General features: G+C 41.3%; 20 protein-coding genes and 1 pseudogene. 3 read left to right on the top strand and 18 right to left on the bottom strand.

All coding sequences use genetic code 11. The features are described 5' to 3' along the window. Nucleotides 1-185: 185 nt before the first annotated feature. Nucleotides 186-1,541 carry a trigger factor gene (gene tig / locus HMPREF9304_RS01495; RefSeq protein ID WP_036926062.1) on the bottom strand — a complete coding sequence of 452 codons (1,356 nt, stop codon included), beginning with the start codon at nucleotides 1,539-1,541 and terminating at the stop codon, nucleotides 186-188. A 317-nt stretch (nucleotides 1,542-1,858) separates the two neighbouring features. On the opposite strand from tig, the gene HMPREF9304_RS13915 reads away from it, so the two are divergent. Next, complete coding sequence (locus HMPREF9304_RS13915) at nucleotides 1,859-2,023, top strand: Abi family protein (RefSeq protein ID WP_231564437.1); 165 nt, start codon at nucleotides 1,859-1,861, stop codon at nucleotides 2,021-2,023. A gap of 35 nt (nucleotides 2,024-2,058) precedes the next feature. Here HMPREF9304_RS13915 and HMPREF9304_RS01490 read toward each other — a convergent pair whose 3' ends face one another. Next, nucleotides 2,059-2,817, bottom strand: coding sequence for an ABC transporter ATP-binding protein (locus HMPREF9304_RS01490; RefSeq protein WP_036926061.1), 759 nt, complete (start codon nucleotides 2,815-2,817; stop codon nucleotides 2,059-2,061). 29 nt (nucleotides 2,818-2,846) lie between these two features. Beyond that, nucleotides 2,847-3,602: an MlaE family ABC transporter permease gene (locus HMPREF9304_RS01485; protein ID WP_036926060.1), complete on the bottom strand. Its 756-nt coding sequence runs from the start codon at nucleotides 3,600-3,602 to the stop codon at nucleotides 2,847-2,849. A 260-nt stretch (nucleotides 3,603-3,862) separates the two neighbouring features. Between HMPREF9304_RS01485 and HMPREF9304_RS01480 the strand changes: the two are divergent. After that, nucleotides 3,863-4,384 (top strand): annotated as a pseudogene (locus HMPREF9304_RS01480) (methylated-DNA--[protein]-cysteine S-methyltransferase). 151 nt (nucleotides 4,385-4,535) lie between these two features. Beyond that, nucleotides 4,536-5,354 carry an LPS export ABC transporter ATP-binding protein gene (gene lptB / locus HMPREF9304_RS01475; protein WP_025073124.1) on the top strand — a complete coding sequence of 273 codons (819 nt, stop codon included), beginning with the start codon at nucleotides 4,536-4,538 and terminating at the stop codon, nucleotides 5,352-5,354. A gap of 99 nt (nucleotides 5,355-5,453) precedes the next feature. Here the strand turns inward: lptB and HMPREF9304_RS01470 are convergent, their stop codons facing one another. The 15 genes from HMPREF9304_RS01470 to HMPREF9304_RS01400 all read right to left on the bottom strand — a co-directional run bounded on the left by HMPREF9304_RS01470 (nucleotide 5,454) and on the right by HMPREF9304_RS01400 (nucleotide 21,099). After that, entirely contained in the window at nucleotides 5,454-6,398 is a 945-nt protein-coding gene (locus tag HMPREF9304_RS01470; RefSeq protein ID WP_036926059.1) for a helix-turn-helix transcriptional regulator, read from the bottom strand. Between the two features lie 78 nt (nucleotides 6,399-6,476). After that, nucleotides 6,477-7,013: an HNH/ENDO VII family nuclease gene (locus HMPREF9304_RS01465; RefSeq protein ID WP_231564436.1), complete on the bottom strand. Its 537-nt coding sequence runs from the start codon at nucleotides 7,011-7,013 to the stop codon at nucleotides 6,477-6,479. A gap of 493 nt (nucleotides 7,014-7,506) precedes the next feature. Next, nucleotides 7,507-9,843: a hypothetical protein gene (locus HMPREF9304_RS01460; RefSeq protein ID WP_036926058.1), complete on the bottom strand. Its 2,337-nt coding sequence runs from the start codon at nucleotides 9,841-9,843 to the stop codon at nucleotides 7,507-7,509. Nucleotides 9,844-10,048: 205 nt separating this feature from the next. Next, entirely contained in the window at nucleotides 10,049-10,270 is a 222-nt protein-coding gene (locus tag HMPREF9304_RS01455; protein WP_036926057.1) for a DUF6140 family protein, read from the bottom strand. 885 nt (nucleotides 10,271-11,155) lie between these two features. Then, nucleotides 11,156-11,545: a hypothetical protein gene (locus tag HMPREF9304_RS01440; RefSeq protein WP_036926064.1), complete on the bottom strand. Its 390-nt coding sequence runs from the start codon at nucleotides 11,543-11,545 to the stop codon at nucleotides 11,156-11,158. Nucleotides 11,546-11,639: 94 nt separating this feature from the next. Then, the gene (locus HMPREF9304_RS01435) at nucleotides 11,640-12,125 is read right to left on the bottom strand and encodes a hypothetical protein (RefSeq protein WP_036926054.1); all 486 of its coding nucleotides are present in this window, start codon (nucleotides 12,123-12,125) and stop codon (nucleotides 11,640-11,642) included. A 17-nt stretch (nucleotides 12,126-12,142) separates the two neighbouring features. Then, the gene (der, locus tag HMPREF9304_RS01430) at nucleotides 12,143-13,456 is read right to left on the bottom strand and encodes a ribosome biogenesis GTPase Der (RefSeq protein WP_036926053.1); all 1,314 of its coding nucleotides are present in this window, start codon (nucleotides 13,454-13,456) and stop codon (nucleotides 12,143-12,145) included. A gap of 111 nt (nucleotides 13,457-13,567) precedes the next feature. Beyond that, on the bottom strand, nucleotides 13,568-14,449 hold the full coding sequence (gene era, locus HMPREF9304_RS01425) for a GTPase Era (protein WP_036926063.1): 882 nt from the start codon (nucleotides 14,447-14,449) through the stop codon (nucleotides 13,568-13,570). Between the two features lie 86 nt (nucleotides 14,450-14,535). Then, nucleotides 14,536-15,555 carry a beta-ketoacyl-ACP synthase III gene (locus HMPREF9304_RS01420; RefSeq protein WP_036926052.1) on the bottom strand — a complete coding sequence of 340 codons (1,020 nt, stop codon included), beginning with the start codon at nucleotides 15,553-15,555 and terminating at the stop codon, nucleotides 14,536-14,538. Further along, nucleotides 15,555-15,740, bottom strand: a complete 186-nt coding sequence (gene rpmF, locus HMPREF9304_RS13910) for a 50S ribosomal protein L32 (RefSeq protein WP_008124370.1) — start codon at nucleotides 15,738-15,740, stop codon at nucleotides 15,555-15,557. The genes HMPREF9304_RS01420 and rpmF overlap by 1 nt, the downstream gene beginning before the upstream one ends. 5 nt (nucleotides 15,741-15,745) lie before the next feature. Continuing rightward, nucleotides 15,746-16,279: a YceD family protein gene (locus HMPREF9304_RS01415; RefSeq protein WP_036926051.1), complete on the bottom strand. Its 534-nt coding sequence runs from the start codon at nucleotides 16,277-16,279 to the stop codon at nucleotides 15,746-15,748. A gap of 244 nt (nucleotides 16,280-16,523) precedes the next feature. Next, nucleotides 16,524-18,680 (bottom strand): hypothetical protein, encoded by a 2,157-nt coding sequence (locus HMPREF9304_RS01410; RefSeq protein WP_231564435.1) that lies wholly within the window; start codon nucleotides 18,678-18,680, stop codon nucleotides 16,524-16,526. 3 nt (nucleotides 18,681-18,683) lie between these two features. After that, entirely contained in the window at nucleotides 18,684-19,025 is a 342-nt protein-coding gene (locus tag HMPREF9304_RS14830; protein ID WP_231564434.1) for a hypothetical protein, read from the bottom strand. Nucleotides 19,026-19,033: 8 nt separating this feature from the next. Beyond that, nucleotides 19,034-19,258, bottom strand: a complete 225-nt coding sequence (locus HMPREF9304_RS01405; RefSeq protein WP_036926050.1) for a hypothetical protein — start codon at nucleotides 19,256-19,258, stop codon at nucleotides 19,034-19,036. Nucleotides 19,259-19,917: 659 nt separating this feature from the next. Next, a complete protein-coding gene (locus tag HMPREF9304_RS01400; protein ID WP_036926049.1) occupies nucleotides 19,918-21,099 on the bottom strand; it encodes a sensor histidine kinase in 1,182 nt (393 codons plus the stop codon). Nucleotides 21,100-21,273: the final 174 nt, after the last annotated feature.

Below are 21,273 nucleotides of genomic sequence, written 5' to 3'. Positions count from 1 at the left end.
CGTAAAAAGACTGACATAAAAAAACTTTACGGTGGTAATTTATAGAACCGCCCTTAATCAGAAAAGAGTAGAAAGAAATACAGGTCTCTTTCTACTCTATCATGTAAAACATTTTATCTTATAACATATATGACTGGTTCTATAAATTACCACCGCATATAGTCATTAAATTTTTATGAAATGCGTTATTTCTCTTCAAACAATTTATTAAAGTCGTCCAGTGAAATTTCTTTCTCATTCAATTTCACCGACTTTTTCAAGGCTTGCGTCAGCTTCGTGTCGATGGCACGATCTACGAAAGCATCTACACTCTCTTGCTTTTTCAACAAGTCGTTGACATAATTCTCGATATATTCATCGGGAACATTGCTCATACCGTATTGTGCAAACTGGGCACGAGCAGCACCGCGCGCTACTTCTTTGATATCTTGGTCTTCTACCTTAATATCATGTGCTTTCACCAACTGCTCTTTAATCAGATGCCAAGTGAGCTGCTTGATGCTCTCGTCATAATTCTTTTCTACAAACGCCTCATCCTTGTCAGGATTGTTTTTACGCATGATGCGCTTCAACAGTTCGTCAGGATATTCCAGTTTTCCAACCTTCTTTTCGGCATAAGCACGAGTATCCAACAAGAATTTGTAATCGCTTTCGCCCTCGAGTTGTGCTTTCAGTCCCTCGGCTATCTTCTCACGGAATTGCTTTTCGTCTTTCACAGCGTCCTTGCCATACACGTTATCAAACAATTCTTGGTTGACAGCATGGTTCTGATAACGGCTAATTTCGGTAATCTGATAGCTAAAGTTGCCTTCATGCTCTTTCACCTGTTCTTTATCAATTTTCAGGAAAGAAGCCAATTCTACATCACTGGCATAAGCCTTACGAGGATTGAAGGTGATGATGTCACCCAACTTCGCACCGTCGAATTTCTTTTTCTCGTCCTCTTCCTTGATATAGCTGGGCATTAAAACGGCAGCCTCAACAGTGATGCCACCCTCTTTGGTGTTTCCATTTTCGTCCAATTCACGCAAATCACCCTTCAGCATATCATTGCCCTCAAAAGTTTCTACCTTCTCATAGGTTCCCATGCGAGAGGCAAACATTTCTACTTGCTGGTCAATCAACTTGTCGTCTACCTGAATATTATAGTAGTCTATCTTATTTTTGCCATTCAACTCTATCTTAAAGTCGGGTGCCACAGCAATATCAAAAGTGAAGGTGTAAGGTGCTTCTTTCTCGAGATCTACCGTTTCTTGCTTGTCAGATGCCAAAGGCTCGCCCAGCATTGGAATATTATTTTCCCGAATGTACTCATAGAGTTTCTGACCCACCAATTTGTTGATTGTATCCATTTTTACGGATGGTTCAAACTGGCGTTTAATCATGCCCATGGGAACTTGTCCAGGACGGAAACCTGGTACATTTGCTTTTTTACGATAGTCTTTCAATGTCTTCTCGACATCCTCTTTGTAATCAGCTTCTTCGACCGTAACAGTTAATAAACCGTTAATCTTGTCGGGATTTTCAAATGAAATATTCATCTTTAACGTTTTGATTTATGATTATTTTTGTTGTTTTCAAATGAATGGCAAAATTACGCATTTTTACCCTAATCTCCTAACTTCACTATAAATTATTTGTTTTTTAACGCAAATACAGCAAAATAATCATCTATAAATCAGACAGTTATTAACCCATGGAGATAAGCACGCAAACTCATTACTTTAACCGCCTTATCCCATTATATTAAGGGGCTTAAAGACATGCTTCAAGAAACCCGCGTCTTGATGATTCATCCAAGGCTGCAAAATTTCTTAGAGAGGTTAGTTATTTTCGTTTTGTTCAATATCTTCGTCCAATGGAGGCAGACAAAACCACACACCAATTTAAGCCTAATAGTAGATTTGAGGATGCTGTAGCTCTCTACAACTTTGATATAGAATTGAGAGATTTGATGTTCAAGACAGTCCAACGATTAGAGATTGCTCTGCGCACAACTTATTCAAAATTTCCATTTGGCTGAGAACGCAGAGCTGCAATGAGGAATGCTGTTTGCCCTTACTCGTTTTCAGCTTGTTTCACTTTCTTGAACAAATCGGAGGCGAACACCAAATCATTCAACCTTTTGTTGTCTGAATTCACAACATCAGCTTTATTCCCCATCCATTCCACTTTCCCTTTGTAGATGAAAGTGATGTGATCGCCAATTTCCATGACAGAATTCATGTCGTGCGTATTGATAATTGTGGTGATATTAAACTCTGTTGTAATACTCGATAGCAACTCATCAATAACCAACGAGGTCTTAGGATCGAGCCCAGAATTAGGTTCGTCACAAAAAAGATACTTAGGATTCAACACGATAGCACGGGCAATTGCTACTCGTTTCTGCATACCACCCGACAACTCGCCAGGCGACTTCGCTTGCGCATCCAAAAGGTTGACACGCTCTAAACACTCTTGGGCACGCTTCACACGCTCTCGATAATTCTTCGTTGAAAACATATCCAAGGGGAACATCACATTTTCAAGGACGGACAAGGAATCGAAAAGGGCAGAATTCTGAAACACCATTCCCATTTCTCGCCTCATCACCACTTGTTCGCGCCTACTCATGGAGACAAAATCTCGACCGTCGTAAAGTACTTGTCCTCGGTCTGGTGCAAGTAAACCTACAATATTTTTTACCAAAACGGTTTTGCCCGAACCGCTTTGTCCTATGATAAGATTTATCTTGCCGTTCTCAAATTTGGTATTGATATTCTGCAAGACTTCTTTCTCACCAAATGATTTATATAAGTTTTTTACTTCTATCATAAACTCAACAACTCAGAAACTTTAAAAACTCAACTCAGCAACGGGGTGAGGAATACATCTGCAAACAACACCAATACGGAGCTACTCACAACAGCATTGGTCGACGCCTCACCGACAGCAACTGCGCCTCCCTCCACAGAAAAACCGTAATAGGAGGAGACACTGGCAATGATAAAGGCAAACACAAGACTCTTAATGATACTCATCCAAATAAACCACACCTTAAAGGAATATTGTAGTCCCGTGGTTAAATCTGCAGGCGAAAGCACCCCACTATAGGCGGTGGCATAAGCCCCTATCATTCCTGCCACAGAACTAAAAATCACCAAAAAAGGCATAATGGTAATTAAGCCCATTATCTTAGGCAGGATGAGATAGCATGCAGGATTTACGCCCATAATATCTAATGCGTCGATTTGTTGAGTAACACGCATTGTTCCTAATTCAGAGGCAATATTCGACCCTATCTTTCCGGCAAGTATCAAGCACATAAAGGCACTTGAAAACTCTAATAAGAGAATCTCACGAGTGACATATCCCGTTGTCCAACGAGGCATCCACGGGCTCTGCACATTGATTTTCATCTGAATGCAAATAACGGCTCCAATGAAAAAAGAAATGAGCAATACAAGCGGAATGGAGTTGACACCTAACTTCGACATCTCTTTTATATATTGCTTAAAAAACATGCGCATACGCTCGGGACGACTGAACGTGCGCCCCATCAACAACAGGTACTTCCCGAACGTTATTAGATATGTGATGATTAATTTTATTACCAAAATTCTACTCGCTTTTAATCTGTTCTGTTATCGTTAAATCATAGCTTGGTACAAAAGTAACGAAATTCCCCATATTATCCACGAGAATTGTCACTGTTTTTCTTCGCAAATGCCAAACTGTATCATTTTACAACGCCTGATGTCAGCATTTCCTCACGTTCTTAAACGAGCAGCCCTGATGTTACGAACAGAATAAAGCGAACTTCATCCTTTCTTTTTTGATTATTTTTCATACCTTTGCAAAACAACCTCATCGATTCGGAATGGAACAATATACCGACACATACACCTCTCCCTTAGGAATCATCACCATGAGCAGCAATGGCAAGCAACTTACAGGACTGTGGTTTGAGGGACAAAAGTACTTCGGCCATGCACTAAGTGACCAACCTTCACATCCATCGCTCCCCATTGTTGACGAAACCCGCACATGGCTCGACGTTTATTTTCAGGGCAAGTACCCTACATTCATGCCCCCGATTCTGCTGAACGACACGCCATTTCGTCAGACTGTATGGCAGCTATTGTTAACCATTCCGTATGGAGAAACCACCACCTACAAACACATTGCCTTGGAATGGGCCAGGCAACACGGTGTGAAAAGCATGTCGAGCTAGGCGGTGGGTGGTGCCGTTGAACGAAATCCCATCTCCATCATCATTCCCTGTCACCGGGTTATCGGCACCAACGGAAGCCTCACGGGCTATGCGGGAGGCTTAGACAGAAAGCGGTGGCTGCTGCAATTGGAGCAAGCAAACACCGACAGGTTCTTGCCGGATCAGTAGAGGTTTCCTCGTAAGTTCAATGAAGAAATACAATTTTTTGAAATAAATTCCCGCCAAAGTAACTAAAACTGCCGTTTTTTATTCCCACTGGCTTATATATCGCGATTTTTATGTAAATTTGCAAAAGAGTAAAAATCAAGATACAGCATTCATGAATGATCAAATAGAAACGGAAGTGCCACAACAAGAAAGCGAAAGCTTGGTGCTGCGTACTGAAGGACTGGTAAAACGATATGGCAAGCGCACCGTTGCTGACAAAGTGAGCTACGATGTACACCAAGGGGAAATTGTAGGACTGTTGGGTCCCAATGGAGCAGGAAAGACGACTTCGTTTTACATGACGACAGGACTAGTCATTCCAAATGAGGGGCATGTCTATCTAAACGAGCAAGAGATTACCGACTATCCCGTCTATAAACGTGCACAAGCAGGCATTGGCTACTTGCCACAAGAAGCCAGTGTGTTTAGGAAAATGAGTGTGGAAGATAACATCCTTTCTGTTTTGGAAATGACGAAACTCTCTAAGAAAGAACAAATGGAGAGATTGGAAAGCTTAATTACAGAATTTAGACTGAACAAGGTACGCAAGAACAAAGGCGACCAACTGTCGGGAGGTGAGCGTCGACGTACAGAGATAGCTCGCTGTTTGGCGATCAATCCTAAGTTCATCATGTTGGATGAACCCTTTGCAGGTGTAGACCCCATTGCCGTAGAAGATATTCAACATATTGTGTGGCGACTCAAATACCATAATATCGGTATTCTTATTACCGACCATAACGTGCAAGAGACCTTAACCATTACGGATCGCGCCTATCTGCTATTCGAGGGAAAAATCCTTTTCCACGGCACGCCAGAAGAGTTAGCGAACAACAAAATCGTACGAGAAAAATACTTAGGTAGCAACTTCATCCTTCGCAAAAAAGATTTCCAACTCATTGACGAAGAACGAAGGGCAAGAGAGGAATAAGCAACTATCCTCTTTCTTCAGAAGGAAGAAGATTGATTTGTTATCACGAGCCAACTACTCCTCTCCCTTTCACAGAGAGGCAAGGGCTGAGATAGTTTCTTACTCATCCGCATCATATCCTTTCCCCTCACCGCTATAATCTTCGCCCGTTTCATACCCTTTCAACATATCTTTCAGGATGGCAATCATCTCGTTTTTCAGAGATTGAGGTTCTAAAACAATCAGAGCCCTGCTATTCTTCAGCAATTCTTGCTTAAAATCGAAGGTTGGTTGAACATACAACTCGTATTCTCTATATTCGCCATCGCCCGAATCTTTTACCATGCGCTGAGAATGGTGCAGTGGCGTTTCTTCCAAAAAGATATATTGTGGCCAAAAGGCTCGTAACCGAATATGCTCTGCCTTTTTACGAGGATCTTTCATGATACCGAAGCAGTCGGCAAAGAATTCATCGGGTGTCAGAGGCTTCTCTTTACGCACCTTCACGTCCAACTTCTCAAATTCCAACAAACGATTGACCGCCAAGATTCTGACGTCCCCATTCTTTTTATCACGCCCGATAAGATACCAACGCTGTCTGAAAAGTCGAACAAAGAGAGGAGCCAAGATAAATGTATTCTCAACACCGTAAGCATTTTTGTACGACACCCTTACATATCTATTTTCATCAATACAGTCTAAGAGTTGGTTCATGTATAACGTATCTTGTGGAGGATTTTCCAACATAATCTTATCATGCTGCCTCACTCTTTGTGCCATTTCCGAAATGCGAAACGTACTCAGCAGCCAGTCCACGACATTTGCATTATCGTAAATCGACTCCTTGATATAATACACATTCCCTGCTTTCTTGTTACACTCGATATACACCCCCAACTCTGTAGCAATATTCTCTCGATAACGATGAAACGTGCGGTCAGTCAATTCACCATGATCCACATTATATGAAGATGCAGACCATCTTTGCTTAATCTCCGTCAACGTCATTCGCTTTTGGCGCAGTATGTCAATCAGCCATAAATAGGCACGCAGTCGTCCATCCATGTGTGTATGTGTGAAGGATTACAAAGAAACCACTGCAGAGCATTACTATCGAACTGATGCAATGATCGTCGCTTTGGGTTATTTCTGATAGATTTTATTGAGTTCGTCTTGAGTAAAGGCCTTGAAGCGTGCCTGCCAATAAAGGGATTTCTCTTTATCGAATTGATCTCTGTAAATTTTAGATTCACGAGACGTATGCAATATGGGGTTATTCCCATCGCCCATGTGTTCATTCCATGTGAGTTCAGCAAAAGGCGAGTCTTGCTCCTGACCGATATGGTGCAACTCATACGGGTCACCATTGGCATCACGAGGTGGGAATCCCTCTCCTATCAAGTCGGCATTATTATATTCAGCCCATTTATCCCAGTCTGCCAAATATTCTTTCAGCCATGTGTTACGCCTAATGCTGTAGTCGCTCCAGTTAATATCGGTTCGTATAAGAGCCACCCGTCCACCAACATTCCGTTCCACCAGTCCTGCTTTCATATAAATTGCAGCCTCCTCCATAGAACGAATATGGCTGATTACGTTATCACTCCACCCTGTCTGGTTGTGCAAAAGGTTCTGTTGCTCAATTGTAAGAAATTTATTCATATTGTCTTGATTTTTCATTTCTTGAGTATTTATTTAGGGTCTGCTAATTAAACAAAATAATATCAAGATAGTAACTATCTTCTCAGACTACAGACTTCACATTGAAAATGAGCCTTTCGGCAAAATATACCAAAAAGCTCATTTGTGTAGTTAATTTTGATTTTGACCTTTTGAATTTTGTAGTGCAGAAACAACAGCTGTTGCAACAGTTAGAGCGACACCTGCCACTTTACCCCAGTTAATCTTCTTTTTAGAATTAGAATCTCCCATTTTTTTAATAATTTAAAAGTTAAACAAACTTGCCGTGTAACAATTTTATTTGTTCTGTCACATTCAGCATTTATATTAAATGTTTTCATCACCCTATCTTCTCCACCTTTAAGCATGAGCAGTTGAGTGCGCCCATTTTATCTAAGTCTACACCAAAGTTGTTGATGAAGAACTGGATAACTTTCTCATTTTTTCCTTTTGTGAAATTTAGTTAGCATTTTCAAGAAATGTCCATATACACCTATGATTTCCCATGATTCTTTAGAACGAACTCTTCTAACTCTTTAGCTCTTTCTTCTGTAATTTTTAATGATTTCATTTCTCTTGCTAATAATCTACGTGTACTATCAGGAATGACGCCATCAATCATAAAATCTGTGAGAACATCAATGTATTCTTGCTCCTCTTCGCTAAACGTTGTCGTACACATCGCTATTATTTCTTGCGCACGTTCTTCTGAAATTCCTAATTTTATACGCTTGCGTTTTAGGAGTACCATTTCATTATCATCAATCTTTCCGTCATCTTCAAGGCAAAACTTCACCTCGTCCAAAAAAGCTAATTCTTTTTCGGATAGCGTGTTGTTTATTTTGGTTGATTGATTTTTGTTTTCCTGCGAGTTATTGTCAATACTTTCTTCTTTAACAAATTCATCAATAGGCTTAAATTTAATTTTTATAATGATTTCTTTTTCTTCCGTTTTACTAAAAGTGCTTTCAATGGAACGGTCAACAGAAGCATTCGCCTTAATGAGTAAATTACTCATAGACCCTTTTATTCCCTGTATTTGTGAACTTGAGATGTTTGTAGTTTCTGCAGATGTTATTTTTTCAGAATAATTGAGTAAGTTTCCATTCAAGCGTTGTTTAATCATACTCTTCCATGTAGAATCAGAATCAAGCCAAATTAGGTCGTTAGGACAAAAAGGATATTTTGAGGGGTGAAACTGTTGAATTAATTCTACTCCATCTGTCTTCTTCGTTCTTTCTGCAGTTTTGCTACTTGCATTTCCTTCAAGAGATGCTTCTAATAGTTTTCTTCCACCGCCCACATTAGCATTAATAGTATTAGATATGTCTGTTGAAATATCTGAACCTTTTGTCCTTTGTATAATAATTTCTTCAGCTCCCAAACATTGAACAAGATAACAAAACTCTCTTATTTTATCCAAAAAAAGTTTTTCTGTTGCAATCTCAAAAGGGATGTATTCTGTGGGAATTAAAGGATGTCCTAAATAAAGTGTATTTGCTTGTGGATGCCCAATTGGAAAATTAATATCTTGTGGGAAAGTATCCATTGTGAAAACGCATGGAATTATCTCGTCTTTGTCGTAACATCCAGCAATTTGTTTTTTGTTGCCAACAATGAACATAAGATTTCGCTTTCTATACTCAACAGTATTGCAGAAATTGTTTTGTTCTTCATTTTCATTATTTGCTTTTTTTACAATGACTTCAGTAAGCTCATCATATCCATTTCGGGCATTATGTTGAATATCATAATCATTTGATTGCATTGCCTCAATAAAATAATTTCGATTTAGGAGAGGATTGTCTCCAACATAACCTTTATTAAGATATATGAGAAATTTACCCTCATCCTCATCATCGCAAAGTTTTAAGGCTTGATCGAATGCTTCTTGTGCTTCGTTTTCACAAGTTATTCTTTTTTGCCACAAATTGTCGGGGACGTTATCTTGAAGGTCGATTTCTCTTTGAATATCCCATGATTCACCTGAAAAAATGCGACCAAGCCAAAAGTATCCAAGACTTTGGTCTACTGAATCAGAAGTATTATTAATATGTTGATAACATATATTTTTTGCTTCTTCAAATTTTTTCTCTTCTATTAGCTGTCCTACTTCTGTACCGATATTTTCAAGTTGAATTGTTTCGATTGATTTGGCTATACTTTCAAATATGGTTGCAAGCCGTTGCGCCGACTGTAAATCATTGTTTTCATTTCCACTTGATTTAAGAAAACAACCTATTCCATAGCCATAAGGTTCTCCGTCAATGTTGAAATATATACAAGCATCTTGATATTTGACACTCTCAATTCTGTTCCATGATAATATTTCAATATCGTCAGCTGAATCATTATCTAATAGTATGTATATATTCTTATCTGTAATAACAACTCCTTGATTTGCATTATTCCAAAAAGAAGTATCACGTCCCATTAAAATTGTTTCATCTAATGGAATATTAAAATTCTGTCTAAAATCTCTCTTTTTTGTATCGGGAATATTCAAAATGAAGCAATCGCTATTATTATCATAGCTGGTTAGTCGATATTTTGTTACACCTCTTCTGAAAATCTCTAATGGACTTAAAGGTGCTTCCTCCTGTTTTTGGACATGCTCCATGTTATTTGGATTATATACCTCTGCACCTCTTTTTTTGAGATTATTTACCAAATTATTTATGTTTACAGAAGATGCTAATGAAAGTTCAATAGGACAATTATCTAAAAGTTTCAGAACTTCTGACCACTGTAAGTCTAAAACTTCCATTAATTGTTTAGCAACAGCAAATTTCTTTTCACCAGCATTTTCAATTACTATTGTTTTTTCCATTGTATTTTATTTATTTAATGTTTACATCTAAACTACTATCCATATTAATCAAGTGGATAAAACAAAATCTATCAACTTTTGAATTTTGGAAGTATAAAATATTTTTTTTGTTTAGCTCGTTACATTTAAAAACTTACTTGTACTTTGAACCCAAAATAAGATAAACATCTGACTCAGCTAATTGATTAGAGAGACACAGTAATTCTTACCCTATCTTCTCCACCCTCAAGCATGAGCAGTTGAGTGCGCCTATTTTATCTAAGTCTACACCAAAGTTGTTAATGAAGAGTTGGTTCACTTTTTTGCACTCTTGGATGTTTGTGACAGGATTGTTAACAAACGAAGCTATTTGCACGCTCATTCCTGGCTCGATAAGCATACCTGCGGTATTCTTACGGCGTGTTACGGTAATTCTGAATAATGCCATGTTTTTAGGTTTTTATTGGTTAATACACTTTGTTGTTTCTTCATGGCGCACACCTAAAAAGAAAGGCATGAACGCCTCGGTATCACATTCTACTAAGAGTAAGGCTCTGGTAAACCCGAAATTAAGTAAAATACGAAAGAGGAATCCATGCCTATGTTGGCAGTGAACTCGCTCTGACTCTCCGCATTCATAATTTCAAGTTTAAATTTACCAGATTTTACTCCTTGAACAGAATTGTCATGGCGTGCGCACAATTTTATGTCGCTCACATATTGATAGCAAAGATATAAAATATTTTTATACATCTGCAAAACGTTTGCAAGAAAAAATTGGATTCCTCTCATTTTTTATATTTTATCTTTTAACCGCATCCTACTTGCATCAATCTCCACATTCCCCCTTGGGATGTATCTGTTTATACAATGTCGCACCATATTGATTTACCATATGAGTTAATTTTGCACGGAATTTATGATTTACTAAGCGCAAAATTACAGGGGCGTGTTGCCATATTGTGTCATAACCAGAAAAATTATTAAGCTTTTGTGTGTTTATTCTCACGATGGAGTAAAAATTTATAGATTGATATAAAAAAAGCAAGCCTTGGCTTGCTGCTATCTTTAGAACGAAACAAGACGCTTCGCCCTTCTTATAATTCAAATACCCCTCCCGAGGTGACAACTTGATAAACAAAGCGAGACAACTCGTCCCACTTTATAGCACACTCATTGACAACTATAAGCTTATTGAAAAAAAAGCTATCCGTAATAAGGGTGAAACTTTAGTAAGTGACGAATATCAAGAGCCTTTGTATGCTAACGCCCATTAACGCTAATAAACGCTAACTCACCCACATTCCTTAAAATATGAATTGTGGATGATGAATTATCTGAGATACCAAACGCCTTTGTTTTCTACCATTGGAACCACTATCTCTTCGTTCGTACTATCCCCATAGGCAAAGACTAAAAAGACATTAGCTGCATGCTTTTCTGTGTCGGCTTTTACCTGAACGATATGAACATCCTTAATGCCACGATGTTCAACGGTTTGCTGACTCATATACATTTTGGCATTTGCAATGAGTTGCTCCCTATATATGTCAGGAATACTGTCATGGCGAAAATGCCCATCCACAAAGGAAGCATAATCACCTTGAAGCAAATAGTCGTAATATTGCTTAGCCGCACGTGCCGCCACCTCGCCTTGGTCTACACCTTTGGAAGTGCAGGCAGCGACAGCCATGAGTAAGGCTATGTAGAGTAGTTTACGCATCATCATTGGGTTTCGTTCTCTGTACTATTGATGCCGACAAAGGTACTAAAATTATTTGAAAGCGCAGAAGAGATCATAAGATGCACCGAAAAGTTTATCTACGCCGTTTCCCCTTAGCTGGAACAAAATATGATTGATATGCTTCTGCGAAATCCACAGAACTGACCACTTGAGGATTTTTGTCTGGTTTGTAAAGAATCATGCTACCAAACGCAATCGTATCAGCATGAATAATCTGACCATTGGGAAACAAGATGTCAGTATAGGTGGCTGGTACGAGAATGGATTTTTGTCCGTGTCTTTTCATCAATTCCCCAGGCTGAAAAAGATAATAGTTCACATCATCAGCCTCAACATAAAAATCATCTTCATTCTTTGCCGCTTTCTTCATCTTTTCAATGCGTGCGTCTGAAACAACAGGTTCTAACACACACGCTCGTTGAGGTACCTTAAAAACTTTTTTCACAGCTGTCTTATGCTGCGCAAACACCGTTGACGCCCCTAACAAGAGCATCATCTGTATGCACAGGACGACTATTTTCTGACACCAACAGAAAGAGAATGTTTTTACCGTCTTCATATTTACATCGTGAAATATCACTTCTTCCGAATGAACACGTTGATAGGGCTTCCCGTCAACGTCCAATTCTCACGTATCTTATTCTCTAAGAAACGACGATAGTTTTCCTTAATATATTGAGGCAGATTGGCATAGAACACAAACGAAGGAATCTGCGTGTTGGGCAGTTGCGTGCAATATTTTATCTTGATGTACTTGCCTTTGATAGAGGGTGGAGGTGTCGCTTCAATGATAGGCAGCATCACCTCATTGAGTTTTGAAGTTCCTATGCGTAATTTTCTACTTTTATAAACATTCTTCGCTGTTTCAAGCACCTTAAAGATACGTTGCTTGGTCAAAGCAGATGCAAATATAATAGGGAAATCAACAAATGGTGCCATGCGCTCACGAATGGCATTCTCGAAGGTCTTGATAACCTTGTGGTCCTTGTCCTCCACCAAATCCCACTTGTTAACTACCACCACCAGCGACTTGTTGTTGCGCTGGATGAGCTGAAAGATATTCATATCCTGCGACTCGATACCTCGTGTGGCATCAAGCATAAGAATACATACGTCGCTATTCTCTATGGAACGGATACTACGCATCACAGAGTAAAACTCAAGATCCTCTGTTACTTTATTCTTCCTACGGATGCCCGCTGTGTCTACCAAATAGAAGTCAAAACCAAACTTATCGTAACGGGTATAAATACTATCACGAGTAGTCCCCGCTATCTCGGTGACAATGTTACGATCTTCCCCAATAAAGGCATTGATGATACTACTCTTCCCCACATTGGGACGTCCTACGACCGCAAAACGTGGTATATCCTCTTCAAGTTCTTCACGCTTATCCGAAGGCAACTTCTCAAGCAGCAAATCTAACAAATCGCCCGTTCCGCCACCTGTTGCAGCACTGATACATTGTGGCTCACCGAGTCCTAAACGATAAAACTCAGCAGCCGTATAATACTCGGCACTATTATCCACTTTATTGGCAACTAAGATAACAGGCAGCTTTGTTTGGCGGAGTATTTGGGCTACATCAGCATCCCAATCTGTGAGACCGTTCTTAACATCGACCACAAACAGTACCAAGTCGGCTTCTTCCGTAGCAACAACCACTTGCTTGCGAATGGCGTCCTCGAAGATGTCATCCGAATTCACGACCCAACCACCAGTATCAACGACCGAAAACTCACGACCATTCCAGGAGCACTTCCCGTATTGACGGTCGCGTGTGGTACCTGCCGTGTCACTTACTATCGCTTTGCGCGATTGGGTTAAACGATTAAATAAAGTGGACTTTCCAACATTGGGACGTCCCACTATTGCTACAAGATTTGCCATTTTGCTTATATCTCTCTTCTTAAACCGATGACGGAAAAACGTACATCTGTATATTTACTACTAAAAATGTTTTAACAACACTCTCTTTCAATGGTGCTTCAACAACACGACTTACTCGGGATTATACCCAAAGCTATTGAGCTCACGGGTAGAGTTTCGCCAGTTTTTGTCCACCTTGACAAAAGTCTCCAGATAAATCTTTTTACCGAAAAACTTCTCCAATGCCTTACGCGCCTCGGTGCTTACCTTCTTTAACGCCATGCCTTGATGCCCAATGATAATGCCTTTTTGCGAGTCGCGCTCAACATAGATAACCGCATGAATATGAATTTGCTGCTCTGTTTCTTTGAAGCTATCTACCTTCACCTCGACCGAATAAGGGATTTCTTTGTCATAAAACAGCAGAATCTTCTCACGGAAGATTTCACTCACAAAGAATTTGGCGGGTTTGTCCGTTAATTGGTCTTTACCGAAATAAGGAGGACTATCAGGTAAAAGTTCTTGAATACGATTCAACAGGACATCTATCCCAAATTTGTTCGACGCAGATATTGGGAGTATTTCAGCATTCGGAAGAATGTTGTGCCATTTCTCCACCAGTTGATCTAACGTCTTTTGATTACTTTGATCGATTTTATTGATCAGCAAGATAACAGGTATAGTCATCTTGCGAACCTTCTCCAAGAAATCAATATTCTTCTCCGGCGTCTCAACAACATCGGTTACATAAAGCAAAATATCAGCATCAGCCAGTGCAGACTCAGAAAAGGCGAGCATATATTCCTGCATTTTATAATTTGGCTGAAGGACGCCAGGGGTATCCGAAAAAACAATTTGCATGTCATCGGTATTCACAATTCCCATGATTCGGTGACGCGTTGTCTGCGACTTGAACGTAGCGATAGAGATACGCTCCCCTACCAACTGATTCATGAGCGTGGACTTCCCGACATTGGGATTACCCACAATATTAACAAAACCTGCCTTGTGCATAACGTGATTCTTTATGAAAGAACAAAAAAGCGCACTCTTTACCAAGAAAGGATGCGCTTTCATTATTCAATATATGAAATATTTAATTATTTCTTTGTAGCCTCTGTAGCGCCATCATAAGCCCACTTAAAGAAAGAAGCCCCATGTACGAATCCAGCTCCAAAAGCAGTAAAGATAACACGATCTCCTTTTTTCAGTTTGCTTTCATAGTCCCAAAGAGCGAGTGGAATTGTAGCAGCACTTGTATTACCATAATGCTCGATATTCACAGCAACTTTGTCCATAGACAATTCTGCACGCTTTGTAACGGCTTCAATAATACGCAGATTAGCTTCGTGAGGTACTACCCAGTCAACATCATCTTTGCTTAAATTATTCCGTTTCATAATTTCCAAAACGTCATCGCTCATATCTGTTACCGCATAGCGAAAGACATTTCTTCCCTCTTGGTATAGATAGTGCAAACGATGATCTACTGTGAAATGAGATGGTGGACAAACACTACCTCCTGCTTTCATGTGCAAAAAGGGCAAACCCTTGCCATCGGTGCGGAAAAACATGTCCTGCATTCCGTATTCGGTATCCTCGGAGGCTTCTACCAATACTGCTCCTGCGCCATCTCCAAACAGTACACAGGTCTGGCGGTCTTGATAATCTACAGTTGAGGACATCTTATCTGCTCCAATCACAATAATCTTTTTGCAGCGACCGCTTTCTATCATAGTGGATGCAGTGCCTAATGCAAACATGAAGCCGCAACAAGCCGCCTCTAAGTCAAAAGCGAAAGCATTCTTAAGTCCAAGTTTCCCTAACACGATAGATGCCGTAGAAGGAAATTTGTAATCAGGCGTGGTTGTGGCAACGATTAGCGCATCAATGGTATCAGGATCAACGCCCGTCTTCTGTATCAATTGCTTAGCCGCCTTTCGCGCCAAGTAACTGGTTCCAAGACCTTCTTCTTTAAGAATTCGACGCTCCTTGATACCTACACGAGTCATAATCCATTCATCGCTGGTGTCAACCATGCGCGAAAGCTCCTCGTTGTCAAGAATATAATCAGGAACATACCCGCCAACGCCAGTAATTATTGCGTTGATTCGTCCCATTACTCAGCAACTTCCTTTTCAATCGCAACCTTACCTCTGTAATAACCACAAGTTGGACAAACGGTGTGGTAAACATAGTATGCTCCACAGTTAGGGCATACAGCCAATGTAGGAACTACAGCCTTATCATGAGTTCTTCTTTTAAGTGTACGAGTCTTTGACTGTCTTCTTTTAGGATGTGCCATTTTCTTTAATCTTTAATTATTGTTTTTAATTTTTCTAATTGAGCCCAGCGCGGATCTATAGGGTCATTTTCAGTTGCTTCATTACTTCGGGTAACCAAACAATTGTTAAGCGCCCTCATCATCACATGATTACATTTTCCAGGTGCATGCACATGCTGGATGGGAATGCTAAGATCTATAAATTCATAGATAAACCAAGACGTGTCGATAATTCCTTCATCTTCAGGCACGATCACTTGGTCATCTTCGTCTGAGTATTCTGTTCCAAGTCTGACTACAAGACGTTCGTCAGTCTCTATTGGTTGGTTGAGTTCATCGAGACAGCGGTCACACTGCACCACAACGATACCAACAATATGAAAACTGAGCATAAAGCTACCCGCCATTTTTCGAAGAGTAAGCTCAACAGAGAGATTCCCTTTGTGAATATCTGGGGCTTTAATGGCCTCAAAGTACTCATCGGTAAGCGTAAACTCGAAGTGTTCAACTTCTTGATTCACAGCTCTTAAATCTATCTTAAACGGCTCTAAGTCAAACATATTCACACTTTGAGATGCAAAGTTACAAATATTTTCTGAGATGTTCATCACTTAGTGGCAAAAAAGTTGTTTTTAACACTAAATGGTTGTATCTTTTTCCTTCGACGAGAGATGCAGATAATCAAATCATGGCATGATCTTTTTCTTAATAAAATGACATTTTGGCTTAAAAAAAGCAAGCAGGGACACACTCGTTCATGGTGTGTCCCTGTCTGCAATTTTCCCTAAATAGGAAAAGAAGGCATCAGTAATTCTTCGGTGTCCAATTCCAATTTGTCACATTGCCGTCGGCTTTTCGGCTGATGAGCGTCGTCTGGTCCTTGTCGTGCTGCTTCTGTCGCGGTGCTTCACCTCCGAACTCGTCCACGCCTCTGTTGACGAACAGGCGGACGGGGAGGAAGTATTTAAGACCATCGTTGTGTCCACGTTCGAAGCCGTCATTGCCGATACGGCGGAAACACATTGTCCTATTGGTAGATTCGTCATCTTTCGTAACTGAAATTGACTTCCACCTTGTTCTTGACCAATAGCTGACGTAGTACGTCCATCCTGACCCCGTGTATGGGTAGCCTACTAGTGGCAGCACTCGGTAGCAGTCGGTCTCGAACAACGGATTGTCGGGAGAGCTTTTCCCCCACCACGCATCATCCTTGATATCATTGAGGCCCACATTGGCGTTGCCTATCCAGCGGCTCTGCACCACGAGGCGCATGCCGTGGCTGTCGTTGGCACCATCGCCCTTGCCACCCATGTTGATCAGTCGCCAGCGGTAGGCACAGCGGTATCTCCGTCCCATAGTGTATCCTTGATTCTTAAGCTTTGCATCCTTGTTCGTGCCGTCAAAACGGATGGCAAACATCTCTCCTTTTTCCCTATCCTGCATGAAGTAGGAGTAGAAAGCAGGGTATTCGCCCCAGTGCAATTCCTCCTGTAAAGATAGCTTATTATTGTTGTGCGTCTCTCCCGCAGCAATGTTAGAGCGCGGGTCGTCTTCACCGGGATTGTACATCTCAAACCATGGTGTGGCTCCCGGCGTAATGTAGTTCCAGCTCAGCAAGTTTTTTTCAAGCCAACGGTCGTGTATTGACGTATAGATGTTCGGAATGGCGCATCCCCATTCTTCCGAGTTGGGAACATGATAGTTTGCTGGCAACATGGATTGTCCCCATGTAACGAATTTTATCTTGAAAATGCCTTGCTTGAGAGTCCAGTTATTAATTTCTCCATAGCCTTTATCATTACCATTCGGCTTGTTAGAGTCGTGCCATCCCTTCTGGTTGGTCATGCTGTTGGTGACGGCGAGTCGCTCCAGCGGATTGGGCCATGCGTATTTGAGCTTGTCGCCCTCCTTTGCGCTGAAGCAGGGGCGGCAGACGCCCAGTTCTATGGAGAAGGCTTTACCACGTGTCTGTGCGAAGTCTTTCAGCTTGTACTCGTTGGAGTTGGTTGCCGGATCCACCGCCTTGGCGTAGAGCCATTCGTCGGCGTAGGGGTATTTTGAGTCTTTGGGCTGTTTGCGCCCGAGCATGAAGCTGCCGCGCTCGGCTGTAATCTGCGTGGTTCCGTTGTAGTTGGGCAGTGGGACAGGCATGCCCCAGACGTAAAACTCATCATAGTCTTTGTCCGCTTTACGTCCGCGCATCTTTGCGGCGTCGTAGGTGTATCGGTACTCATAGAAGGGGGCACCGTATACACCGGTATTCTCTTTGCTGGGATCCGTGTCCGTGACGTTGTTAAAGTGCAAGTGTCTTTCGTCATCGTATTGCCAATAGAAGTTACGGTCTATGCTTGCCTCCCATGGACGTATCTCGCAGTCAAGTCCTTTCCCGTGTTCCATGTCAAGCACGTTCCCTTTGGCGAACAGGCTCATCGGCATCATCATGAACCCTCCGTTGGCTGTAAGCTGCGAACTGGCGAAGGTGTATTTGTGCGCCTCGGGCTTGACCAGTTTCGTGTCGCGCTTCACCTTGAAACGAAGAAGTGTACCCATCGCGTCGAACGCCCATTTCCGCAGGTTTATCACGTTTGGTTTCTCTACTTTCAATTTTGTCCATCCCGTGCTGAAAGCCGCCGTCACACGAAGTCGACCCTTCTCGTCGCGGGTGTTGTGTTCACTGGAGGGGTTCATCTTGACATAGAAGTTGTATAATTGATTATAGAGCTTCTTTTGGTTCGCATTATCCGCCTTCTTCGCTGCCTCCTTGAAGTCCTCGCTGTATTCTCCCCCAATGATACCACAGATGTACCACTCCTCGTCGGGTCTGATTACCGCGCTGTTATCAAGCCATGTGAGCGTGAGCAAGTCTTCCTTGGAATAGAGATGCACGCCTCCGCCCTTATGCTCGCTCACGACGTCCCATTTGATTTCGCCCGCACCCATGACGACCTTGTCGGGGTCCATGGCTTACTTGCCGTTAATCATCTTCTTGGAATTCTCGTCCACCTTTACCACGAAGACTCTCGCCTTGAGGTTGGAGCCTTCGGCAAGCGGCATGTAACGGTCGTTGAGCGAAACCGCTCGTGTAGCAGGCGCATCGGGGTCTAAGGCGCGAGTTACGTTGGGCAGCTGCATGCCAGCGTCGGCAGAGAAAGTTACGGTGGTGGTAGCGAGCTTGGCATCGGCAGGATTGACGTTCTCGCCACCATTGTTATTCACTAAGTTTTCGTCTGCACATGAGGTAAGACCAGTGCATGCTATGACGAGCAGCGCAAGTAGCGCAAGTGTCTTTTGTTTGTTTATTCTCATTAGTGGTGTCATGGTTTTATCTCCTTTCCAATTTGAGAGTTGTCTGTCTCCCAGGTAAAGTCATTAGAGTCAAATATGCTCTCGTTGTCAAACTCGTGTCTCTTACTTAGTTCTCCGCCATATTCAAATCCTCCCATCGGGGCAGAGATGTCCATCAAATTGCATGTCCCTATTTGGTACACCTCGCACTGGGGTACGACGTAAGACCTTTTCTTTTGTTTATAATCTTGCATACTTTTGAAATATTTTTATTGTTGATAAAATGATATTGTGTAAAAATGGTTTCTGTTGGAACGGGGGCGTATCATACCTATAGACTCTTGTCTTACCAGTGTAGGTGTCAGCACATTGCGCTATGATCGAAGACACAATGACAGAGCTATATCCCGTTTGCCTTTTTGCTTGTGTTGCGTTAGAAACTTCACCACATATTGAGGAGGTGAAACCTCGACAAGCATAAAATGTACAAAGAATTTGAAACACTTCCTGTCAGCCATATCATGAAGACTGGCAGAAAATGCATTACAGACGACAAATGAATAAAAAGTGTTAAATATACAGGGGGGGGGGGATAACAGATGTTAACGAGCATGTGGTTCGCAGCCTGCCCGCGCTCTCTTTCTTAAGAGCGAACGAAGCCTTGTGCAGGCAGTTAAAACTTTGTATCGAATTTTGGTACATATCCTGTTTAACTCGTTACTGTTTGATGTACTTATAATTCCTCAGAATGCTCAATAAAGGGACGATACTATCCTTAAATCCTGAATGAGCGTGCAAAGTTAAGAATAATTTTTGAAATACCAAGCATATTTCTTGAAAAAAAACGCTGAGTTACACTGCAGAGCGAAACAACACAGAAATAAAGGTGTGTGTCGTGTACTCTCCACTTTCGTCAATGAATCGAAGCCTTCAACTCAATGCGGAAGGTGGTTCCTTTATCTTTCTCTGAATCTTTAACGAAAATTTTGCCTTTATGATATTCCTCAATGATTCGTTTGGCAAGAGACAGGCCTAGCCCCCAACCGCGTCTTTTGGTGGTAAACCCAGGACGAAAAACGTTCTTTATATCTTTCTTCTTAATTCCCTTTCCAGTATCAGAAACTTCAATCACTATTTTTTTCGATTCACGGAAAGCCGAAATCTTAATCTTGCCCACAACTCCTCCCATTGCATCCACTGCATTCTTGCATAAATTCTCTATCACCCATTCAAAAAGAGAAGGAGACATGAGTACGAGTTGATCGTTTCCTTCAAAAGAGATTTGAGATTCAATGGCAATCTTTTTGGAGGTTCGACGGTTCATATATGCCACAACATTCTGAAGAACTTTTGACAAGCTATATAACTCTAATTCTGGCGCAGAACCAATTTTTGAGAATCGGTCGGCGATGAGTTGCAAGCGCTTCACATCCTGATCTATCTCTGGAATTAAAGTGTCATCTGGGTACGTTTCTTTAAGTATAGCTAACCATGCCATTAAACTTGAAATAGGTGTACCCAACTGGTGGGCGGTCTCTTTAGAAAGTCCCACCCAAACTTTATTTTGTTCGGCTTTCTTTGAACTAAGAAGGGCAAAAAGTGCGACAATCACAAAAATGAGTACCACTCCCAACTGTATATAGGGATAAGTGGAAAGACGTTTGAGCATGAAAGAATCATCATAACAAACATCGATGTACTCCTTTTCTTCAGGCTCATTAAAGAAGATGCGGATATATTTGCCAGAAGTTTTGAGCTTATGACCCAATTGCTGTACATAAGCAACACTATCTACTTTGGACTTGTTAGGAAGTTTGATATTACGGTTACTCTGTATTGTTCCTTGGCTATCCATCACAATCACGGGGATAGTATGATTTTCATTAATCACCTTCAACACCAAATTCAAATCCGTATTTTCATCTGCCTCATTCAGGGTTCGCATGGCTTCTGCCCAAATCTCCATTTTATTTTGCTCCTCCTTCTCCAAATCACGGATGAGACGATGGGACACAATTAAGGAGATGACTGCTATCAGCACAGCAACAATCACCAATATCACTTTTACGTGTCTAACTCGATCTGTCCATTGCATAAGCTAAAAACGTCAACGAACAAGATTTATTGCTCACATCCACCGTAACCTTTCACACCTTGGCATCGTTTTCCGATTATCCACACAGTGCCACCCTATATCTCTGTAGCCTATTAAAAACAAAAAAGCCTCCAGCATCGGTTGAGACACTGGAGGCGTGAAGTAAAAAAGGCA

Source organism: Hoylesella timonensis S9-PR14 (assembly GCF_000762405.1).
In the GTDB taxonomy this organism is placed as follows: Bacteria; Bacteroidota; Bacteroidia; order Bacteroidales; family Bacteroidaceae; genus Prevotella; species Prevotella timonensis_A.
This window is presented reverse-complemented; position numbering and strand designations above follow the sequence as displayed.

What these genes read in the sequence shown, in the direction of transcription:
- tig (WP_036926062.1), bottom strand. Translation starts at nt 1,541, where the DNA reads ATGAATATTTCATTTGAAAATCCCGACAAGATTAACGGTTTATTAACT.
- HMPREF9304_RS13915 (WP_231564437.1), top strand. Translation starts at nt 1,859, where the DNA reads ATGGAGGCAGACAAAACCACACACCAATTTAAGCCTAATAGTAGATTT.
- HMPREF9304_RS01490 (WP_036926061.1), bottom strand. Translation starts at nt 2,817, where the DNA reads ATGATAGAAGTAAAAAACTTATATAAATCATTTGGTGAGAAAGAAGTC.
- lptB (WP_025073124.1), top strand. Translation starts at nt 4,536, where the DNA reads ATGAATGATCAAATAGAAACGGAAGTGCCACAACAAGAAAGCGAAAGC.
- HMPREF9304_RS01470 (WP_036926059.1), bottom strand. Translation starts at nt 6,398, where the DNA reads ATGGATGGACGACTGCGTGCCTATTTATGGCTGATTGACATACTGCGC.
- HMPREF9304_RS01465 (WP_231564436.1), bottom strand. Translation starts at nt 7,013, where the DNA reads ATGAAAAATCAAGACAATATGAATAAATTTCTTACAATTGAGCAACAG.
- HMPREF9304_RS01460 (WP_036926058.1), bottom strand. Translation starts at nt 9,843, where the DNA reads ATGGAAAAAACAATAGTAATTGAAAATGCTGGTGAAAAGAAATTTGCT.
- HMPREF9304_RS01455 (WP_036926057.1), bottom strand. Translation starts at nt 10,270, where the DNA reads ATGGCATTATTCAGAATTACCGTAACACGCCGTAAGAATACCGCAGGT.
- HMPREF9304_RS01440 (WP_036926064.1), bottom strand. Translation starts at nt 11,545, where the DNA reads ATGCGTAAACTACTCTACATAGCCTTACTCATGGCTGTCGCTGCCTGC.
- HMPREF9304_RS01435 (WP_036926054.1), bottom strand. Translation starts at nt 12,125, where the DNA reads ATGAAGACGGTAAAAACATTCTCTTTCTGTTGGTGTCAGAAAATAGTC.
- der (WP_036926053.1), bottom strand. Translation starts at nt 13,456, where the DNA reads ATGGCAAATCTTGTAGCAATAGTGGGACGTCCCAATGTTGGAAAGTCC.
- era (WP_036926063.1), bottom strand. Translation starts at nt 14,449, where the DNA reads ATGCACAAGGCAGGTTTTGTTAATATTGTGGGTAATCCCAATGTCGGG.
- HMPREF9304_RS01420 (WP_036926052.1), bottom strand. Translation starts at nt 15,555, where the DNA reads ATGGGACGAATCAACGCAATAATTACTGGCGTTGGCGGGTATGTTCCT.
- rpmF (WP_008124370.1), bottom strand. Translation starts at nt 15,740, where the DNA reads ATGGCACATCCTAAAAGAAGACAGTCAAAGACTCGTACACTTAAAAGA.
- HMPREF9304_RS01415 (WP_036926051.1), bottom strand. Translation starts at nt 16,279, where the DNA reads ATGTTTGACTTAGAGCCGTTTAAGATAGATTTAAGAGCTGTGAATCAA.
- HMPREF9304_RS01410 (WP_231564435.1), bottom strand. Translation starts at nt 18,680, where the DNA reads ATGGACCCCGACAAGGTCGTCATGGGTGCGGGCGAAATCAAATGGGAC.
- HMPREF9304_RS14830 (WP_231564434.1), bottom strand. Translation starts at nt 19,025, where the DNA reads ATGAGAATAAACAAACAAAAGACACTTGCGCTACTTGCGCTGCTCGTC.
- HMPREF9304_RS01405 (WP_036926050.1), bottom strand. Translation starts at nt 19,258, where the DNA reads ATGCAAGATTATAAACAAAAGAAAAGGTCTTACGTCGTACCCCAGTGC.
- HMPREF9304_RS01400 (WP_036926049.1), bottom strand. Translation starts at nt 21,099, where the DNA reads ATGCAATGGACAGATCGAGTTAGACACGTAAAAGTGATATTGGTGATT.